This window comes from Halobacterium salinarum DSM 3754 (assembly GCF_008124605.1).
Lineage (GTDB): Archaea > Halobacteriota > Halobacteria > Halobacteriales > Halobacteriaceae > Halobacterium > Halobacterium salinarum.
Genome location: NZ_VRYN01000024.1, coordinates 1 through 6,577 on the forward strand (window position 1 = coordinate 1; position 6,577 = coordinate 6,577).

The following is a 6,577-nucleotide window of genomic DNA, read 5'->3' on the forward strand; positions in this document are numbered from 1 at the left end:
ATCGAACACGGATACTTCACCGAGAGTAGTAGCGACAACAGCCACGAGTAGTCTCGGGTCCAGAGCAGGTATACAGCGCTGCAACGAGCCCAGTTGGCCGGGATACCGTTGCTTCGTCATGGACCGTCTGGCTTCGGGTGTGGGCTCCGGCTTTCAATAGCGGGAAGTACGCCGTCCCGTGGACTTGCGCGACCTATATGTGGCTGCGTGTTCGTAAATCGGAGTGTAGGGCGTTCAGCCCTACTGTCACACGCACGTCCACCCCTGAGCGAGCCGCCACCGTCGACGGCTCTCGACTCCCGGTTGCACACCCCCTGATATGTCTTCGCAGAATTCCCGGCTTGGCGACTGTCCCCGGTGTGGTGCCACGATCCACGACTGGCATGTGCTCGTCGAGTACGAAACGAATGGGCGCCACCGCTACTGGGCGGACTGCCCCGACTGTGGCGATGTTGTCGACCCGGACGCCTAACACCCATGCTGCGACGACTCACTCGGCTCCTCTGGTCTTCAGAGCCCAAGCCTGAGGCGTCTCTGGTCGAATGCAAGCGCTGCGGGACGACGCTGGAATCGAAGGCCGTCGAGCGGTGTCCAGAGTGCGGGAGTCCCGATATTGCGACGTATTTCCTCTAACTTCCCGGTCACGCAAACCCTGCTCGACGCGTGTGAAGCGTCTCTTACACGCGGTCAAGCTGGTATAGCGGGTTATTCGAGGAGGCCGAGGTCGGTGAGTCGCTCGTGGATGGTTTCGAGTGCGTGGTGGGCGTCATCTGGGGTGGTGCCGCCAGTGATGACGAGTTTCCCGCTGCCGAACAAGAGTACAACCACATCTGGGCTATCTACGCGATAGACGAGGCCGGGGAACTGCTCAGGCTCGTACTCGACGTCTTCGAGACCAAGCCCGATGGCGATAGCGTTCAAATTCAGGGACTGTTCGAGACTCCCGCTGCAGACGATGTTCTGGACGTCGATCGGGGGAGTGTCTGTGATGTCGATGCCGAGGTCGCGGAGGTCTTCGAAGACGATACTGAGGGCGTCGTGGACATCGTCGATGGTTGTGGCGCCGGTACAGACGGCCTTGCCCGAATCGAAGATGAGCGTCGTTGATTTGGGATCGGTGAGGCGGTAGATGACGCCGGGAAAGTCCTCGGGATTGTACTGGGCGCCGGGAAGATCAGTTGCGAGTTGCTCGAGGGTTAGCTCCTGGCCGAGGTCGCTTGATGCGACGACATTCTCGGTCTGGATCCTTTCAGTCGGCGTGCTCATTCTGTCTACTCCTGGGACGCACTACGTGAAAAATGGTGAGACGAATGGCGCGGTGAACGGCTGCAGGAACTGAGTAGCGCTGCGAGGACGGCTGTCGCAGCTGGTCCTACCACGAGCGCGAACGCTGCAACGGTTCCCGTCGCCCGATTTCACGCTGAACGAAGCGTGTCATAGACGGTTGCCATGTCGTATCGAGAACCGCTAAGTACAAGGCCCCGGTCGAACAGAGCGACTGAGCAGGTGGTGTTTCACGGAGACTGATTGCTGTCGCTGCTTACTCTGGGTAGCTGATGCAGAAAATCCCGCCTGCCTCCGTGAGGAGATACAGCTGGTCTTCCTCGACGAGCGGCGGAGCCCACACTGCCGAATCTGTTCCAACCGTCCACTGCGGACTCCCATCGTCAACAGCACGAGCGTAGAGACCGTTCGACCCACCGACATAGACGGTGTCTCCGACTTCAACCGCCGCCGAGATCGTCTGCAGTTCCGGGGAGAACGTCCACTTCGTCCCGCCATCACTCGAAGTGAGCGCATGGAGATCCCGCGACCAGCCAGCTGCGTACACAGCATTCTTACCGACACCCAGCGGCGCAGAAACCGACTGCTCCAAGTTGACGTCCCACTTCTCGTTTTGGGACTCCGTCTGCAACGCCGTGAGGTGTCCATTCTCGCGCCCGAGGAGGAGGAGGTCATCCACCACGACTGGCGGGGTCGAGAGCTCCATCGTAGACCGCTTCTCCCAGATCGTGGATCCATCACTCACGTCGATGGCGTACAGTGAGGTGCCCGCCTTCGTGTAGACGGCATCGCCAGCGCTGCCGACGCGGTTGACAAAGCTGTCGTGGTTCCACGTCCAGAGCTGCTCGCCATCGAATCCCCGGGCTTTCACGCCGGCTGCCGTCGGGACGTAGACGGCGTCGTCGATGGCGAGCGGGTCGCCGTAGACGGCCATGTCCTCAGTCCAAGCGGCCTCCCCATTGGACGCCCGAATTGCTTTGAGGCCGTCGTCAGTTCCAACGACGACGACAGAGTCGTTCGCTGCGAGTGGGTGGTCGCTGTTCATGCTGGCGTTCGTCGCGTGCGTCCACTCGCGGTCGCCAGTGTCGGGGTTGTACGCCTCGATCACGCCGGCGTCGTTGAGGCCACTGGCGACGATGAGGTTTCCATCGACTAGCGCTGGCGGGGGGTAGTGGTGGCCGTTCCCGATTCGTGCGCCGGCGACGGCGTCCCATTCGACAGTCGGTGAGGGCGCGGGCGTCGTCTGGGTAGTTGAGTCCGTCTGCGCGACCGTGTTCTCCGTGGTGGTTGGCGCGTCAACGGTGGCGTCCGGGTCGGAGTCGCTTCCGGTGGTGCAGCCGGCAGCGAGGGTTGTTGCGCTTACCAGTCCCAGGAGGTACTTCCGGCGATTCATTGGTTCAAATGCGCCACGCCGCCGACATAAAGTGTGGTCGTGGTTCTTGGAGAAGGCGCGGTGGGCTACGAGCGCAGGGTGGGTAACAACACAGGCTTAACCTACACTTGTGGTGTCTCGCTTTAATTGTTGGTTAAGTCTCTGGGTGTTGAATCTACCCCAGTAACTCCGAGGGTGTCATACAACAGTTCTCATCCGCTCATCGATACTGTTGCAGTGGTAAGTTCAGATGAATCGAGTCACCGTCTCGTTAGGGTTTATTACAATTGGATGGGATGGTCTCGGTATGAACAGGCGGCGGTTTATAACGACCGCAGGAACCACGTTCACAGTCGCGCTCGCGGGATGTACAAGCGACGGAACTGCTGACAACGACAATACGGTGAAGCAGGCGACAGACACCTCCAGTACGCAAGCGCAGACGGGTACAACAGAAGCCACGACAACGCAGCCATCAGCCGAACTCAACCTCAATACTTCGTCAATTATCTCTGGAGAGGACGGCTCGAAATGGGTGTATGCGCGGTTGAGGAATCCGAGTTCAGTCACTCACTCAGGGGGTAGGGTGAATTATACTGTGTCCGATGAGTCTGGGTCTGTCGTTGACTCGATAGAAGGCTACATCCATATGATTCCGGCCGAGACGACGTGGGACTACTACCAGATGGTTCTCGGCGACCGTCGAGAGGACGCGGCGACAGTCAGCCCATCCATCATCGACGACGAGAACGAGAGGCTCGGTGCGGAGGAGCTTGATAACGTCACAGTCACCCAATCCACCTTCAGTAAGGACTTCCAGACAATGACGGAGATTACAGGAAAGGTTCGGAACGACGGGTCGGAGAAGTCGATTGCGCTCGTCGGTTTAATTTACACTGAGGATGGCCGTCTCCGCGGGAGTGTGAAGACGAGTTTGTCGGAGCTGGAGAAGGGGGAAGAGCGAGGGTTCCGCGCTGCGATTGTCGGACAGTGGACGCCCAAGAACAAGCCCGATGACTTGCCGACGGAGTACGAGATACACGCGTTCGAAAGCTCAATCTATTCGCCATTCTGATTCTGCGCCGAGGGTAGGGTTCGAGTGGATGGCAACACGTCCAGACGTGGTTTGAGGCGGTCGATGCGCATACTGACTTCTCGGTTGTTTCGCAGGGACAGACCAGTAAAATTCGGCTACTCTGTGGTGAGCGCACTCGTAACCTCGTAGGTCAATTGCAGCTGTGACGTGCTAAGGATGTCGGCCAGTTCGGGTGTCTTGTCGGGGTGCTCCAGCGTCTTCTCCTTCGCTCGCTGGTTTTGCCTCGCGTGCTCGCACGCGGCTAGGATGAACGGCCGTCCTCGTATTCTCGTCGAGCGCATCCATCGCGAACCCGATCACTCCGAGTCGGTAGGCGTAGTCGCCGTCGGTGCGGGTTCGCATACCTGGCTCGTACCAGTAGTCCCTGATTTTACCGAGGTCTGTTGCACACTAGGTCTGATGTTGTCTGCCGCGTTTGTCAGATGATTCTCTTCGTACCGGTGCGCGCACGCTCAACGTCGGCCTCCCGAATCGCGTGAAGCACGTCTGTCGCGGTGAGTTGGAAGTTCTCCCGACCACCGAAGTGGTATGGGAGTTCGTATTTGAGTGCTGTCCAGTAGTTATAGAACATCTGAGCCGCGCCGAAGTAGAACGTCCGCACCGCGCGCTTGCTCGATCCACAACGCCCCTGGAAGTCGTGTTTCAGCTGGCGAATCGCCGTCTCAACCTGCCATCGATCCCGGAACTGGTACGCGTACTTCCGCAGTTTCTCGTCGGGGACGTCCTCAACGTCGTAATCCGTAATCCATGCGACGTGCTCTTTCTCGCGTGCCTCACTCCCGATCTCCCCCTCATGAATGGGGTGCGCAAACACGTTCACCTGGTCTCTGCCGGTGAATCCAGCGAATCGAACCCCGTTCTCGCCGTCGGGTTCGTCGTCATCGAGTCCTTCCAGTAGCTCGCCAGGGGCACCCGTATCCTTCGCCTGAATCAGGAAGTCAATCCCTTCCTCGCGGCACGTTGTCACCACGTCCCCCCGGTACATCCCCCGGTCACAGTAGACGTGTCCCAGCTCGAAGTCGGCGTACGTGCTGACGCGACGAATCAGCCGCCGCAGCGCGTCCGCCGTCTCGTTTTCTTTCTTAATCGGGGTCGCCCCCAGTACGTACCGCCGATTAGGGGCCGCAACCGAGAGTACAGCGTATTTCCAGTAACTCGTCGTGTTCGAAGACTGGCGTCCCCCACTCGTCCACTCATGGTCGTCGCCGTACCAGGGGACGTCGGTGATGTCGTAAGCGAGGTGCACCGGTTCCTCCGGTAGTAGTTCTTCGCGCTCCAGGAGCCGACAGGTGCCCCGTATGAACTTCGCTTCCAGCTCCTCAACCTCGTACTCACGGGCGTAGCTCCGCAGTGTAGCCGGCGGCGGGACCGCGACAGCATCATCCGTCTGCCATCGTAGCAACTTCGCCCCGTTCGCCGCGTAGCAGTCCTCCAGGGCGATGTGGGCGAGCAGCCGATAGAAGTCCTCGGTCCGATACTGGTAGTTCGGCGCGAGCTGGTCGCGGTCGAACCCCAGCGCGGGCATCGTCAACGCGAGTAACTCTCCAACCACCTGGGTGGCGGCCTCCATCTTTTCCCCGACGTCAACGGGATCGTCTGCAGTCCATTCCAAGTGTTCCGGCTCGGGTTCCGGGGGGTCAGGACCGAGATCGTCAAGCGGCCGATCGTACATGACGGCGTAGCGAGCCGCCTGGTCCGCCCGCGTTGCTGCCTCTGTGAAGACAGCATCCCCCGGGGAGAGCGCGCTGAGATGCCGGGAGATTGTAGAGTAATGCGGAATCTCATCCGGGGAAAAGCCCGCTTCACGGGCGACACGGGGGGTGTCAGCGAGGTAGTCAGCGAGGCTGCGGTAGTCGGTGTCGTCGTCGGGGACGAGTTCGCGGAGAATGGCGAGACAGTACCACTGGGGGGCGTCCTCGCTAGGTGGCCACTCGGTGAACAGGCTGCTCTCTGGGGCGATGGTGTTCTGGAAGTGGAGAAGCGCGAGACAGTGGACGTCAGCCGGGTGGACACTGCCGATTGCGTATGGGGAGAGACGGCCGGGAGAGGCGTTGTGTTCGAACTTCGGGGGGTCTGTGACCTCGGACTGTAAGTGGTCCGGCGGATCGTATTCGTCCATCGCTTCCGGGGTTTTCTCCCGGGCGTGATAGGTTTGGGTGGCCTGTCGGGATAGTAATGGCTTCGAGGGACTCGATGCTGGCGTAGCCGCAGAAGCGCGTGCAACAGACTCCGGTAAAATCAGGAACTACTGGTACACACGAGCCCTGATAACCGTATGAATTTAGCTCACTCGAGGGAGTGGATTTGGGGAGGTTCACCTCGATCTCCCGGCGGCTTCATTACCGACCAGCTCGATACGTTGGCCGACCGGCGAAATATGCACACGGCGTTCGCCGGCTCGTGTGCTTATCTCGGAAACGAACTCTCGTCGCGTGCAATTCCGTGGGGAGGCACTCAATGGAGGAGTTTGGGCGAAATCACTCCTCGGATGCAGGGTTACCTTCCGTTAACCGGACTATCCCGCTTTCCTCGTCAAAGTCTACAAGTCCTTCCTCAGCCAGATTTCGCATCTTCATGACTACCAGATGTTTGTCTTCCGGTGAGAGACTTGCAAGCTGGTCAATCGATATCTCACCAAACTGTTCTAGATGAGAAACGGTCTGCTCAGTCTTGTGCGCGTCCAGAAGCGAGGGGAGTTCTCGTCGGAGGAGTACAGCAACATTACCTATATCAGAGGGTGTCATAGAAGTCTTCACACACTATGATAGAGTTTCTGACTGTTATAGAGAGTTACTAGCTTAGAAAGTCGTGCACTTGGTGCACGG

General features: G+C 59.3%; 7 protein-coding genes. 2 read left to right on the forward strand and 5 right to left on the reverse strand.

All coding sequences use genetic code 11. The annotated features are described in order from the left end of the window. Nucleotides 1-319: 319 nt before the first annotated feature. Nucleotides 320-472, forward strand: a complete 153-nt coding sequence (locus APQ99_RS13115; protein WP_285255362.1) for a DUF7837 family putative zinc-binding protein — start codon at nucleotides 320-322, stop codon at nucleotides 470-472. Nucleotides 473-705: 233 nt separating this feature from the next. Here the strand turns inward: APQ99_RS13115 and APQ99_RS12205 are convergent, their stop codons facing one another. Continuing rightward, nucleotides 706-1,266, reverse strand: a complete 561-nt coding sequence (locus APQ99_RS12205) for a TATA-box-binding protein (protein ID WP_136361741.1) — start codon at nucleotides 1,264-1,266, stop codon at nucleotides 706-708. A gap of 274 nt (nucleotides 1,267-1,540) precedes the next feature. Next, the gene (locus tag APQ99_RS12210) at nucleotides 1,541-2,677 is read right to left on the reverse strand and encodes an outer membrane protein assembly factor BamB family protein (protein WP_136361740.1); all 1,137 of its coding nucleotides are present in this window, start codon (nucleotides 2,675-2,677) and stop codon (nucleotides 1,541-1,543) included. A 286-nt stretch (nucleotides 2,678-2,963) separates the two neighbouring features. Between APQ99_RS12210 and APQ99_RS12215 the strand changes: the two genes are divergently transcribed. Then, nucleotides 2,964-3,731 carry a hypothetical protein gene (locus tag APQ99_RS12215; RefSeq protein ID WP_136361739.1) on the forward strand — a complete coding sequence of 256 codons (768 nt, stop codon included), beginning with the start codon at nucleotides 2,964-2,966 and terminating at the stop codon, nucleotides 3,729-3,731. A gap of 171 nt (nucleotides 3,732-3,902) precedes the next feature. On the opposite strand, the gene APQ99_RS13120 is transcribed toward APQ99_RS12215, so the two are convergent. The 3 genes from APQ99_RS13120 to APQ99_RS12230 form a co-directional block, all read right to left on the reverse strand. After that, nucleotides 3,903-4,094, reverse strand: a complete 192-nt coding sequence (locus APQ99_RS13120; protein WP_424334795.1) for a DUF7692 domain-containing protein — start codon at nucleotides 4,092-4,094, stop codon at nucleotides 3,903-3,905. Between the two features lie 76 nt (nucleotides 4,095-4,170). Next, the gene (locus tag APQ99_RS12225; RefSeq protein WP_136361738.1) at nucleotides 4,171-5,871 is read right to left on the reverse strand and encodes a transposase; all 1,701 of its coding nucleotides are present in this window, start codon (nucleotides 5,869-5,871) and stop codon (nucleotides 4,171-4,173) included. Nucleotides 5,872-6,229: 358 nt separating this feature from the next. Continuing rightward, entirely contained in the window at nucleotides 6,230-6,496 is a 267-nt protein-coding gene (locus tag APQ99_RS12230; protein ID WP_136361737.1) for a hypothetical protein, read from the reverse strand. Nucleotides 6,497-6,577: the final 81 nt, after the last annotated feature.

What these genes read in the sequence shown, in the direction of transcription:
- APQ99_RS13115 (WP_285255362.1), top strand. Translation starts at nt 320, where the DNA reads ATGTCTTCGCAGAATTCCCGGCTTGGCGACTGTCCCCGGTGTGGTGCC.
- APQ99_RS12205 (WP_136361741.1), bottom strand. Translation starts at nt 1,266, where the DNA reads ATGAGCACGCCGACTGAAAGGATCCAGACCGAGAATGTCGTCGCATCA.
- APQ99_RS12210 (WP_136361740.1), bottom strand. Translation starts at nt 2,677, where the DNA reads ATGAATCGCCGGAAGTACCTCCTGGGACTGGTAAGCGCAACAACCCTC.
- APQ99_RS12215 (WP_136361739.1), top strand. Translation starts at nt 2,964, where the DNA reads ATGAACAGGCGGCGGTTTATAACGACCGCAGGAACCACGTTCACAGTC.
- APQ99_RS13120 (WP_424334795.1), bottom strand. Translation starts at nt 4,094, where the DNA reads ATGCGAACCCGCACCGACGGCGACTACGCCTACCGACTCGGAGTGATC.
- APQ99_RS12225 (WP_136361738.1), bottom strand. Translation starts at nt 5,871, where the DNA reads ATGGACGAATACGATCCGCCGGACCACTTACAGTCCGAGGTCACAGAC.
- APQ99_RS12230 (WP_136361737.1), bottom strand. Translation starts at nt 6,496, where the DNA reads ATGACACCCTCTGATATAGGTAATGTTGCTGTACTCCTCCGACGAGAA.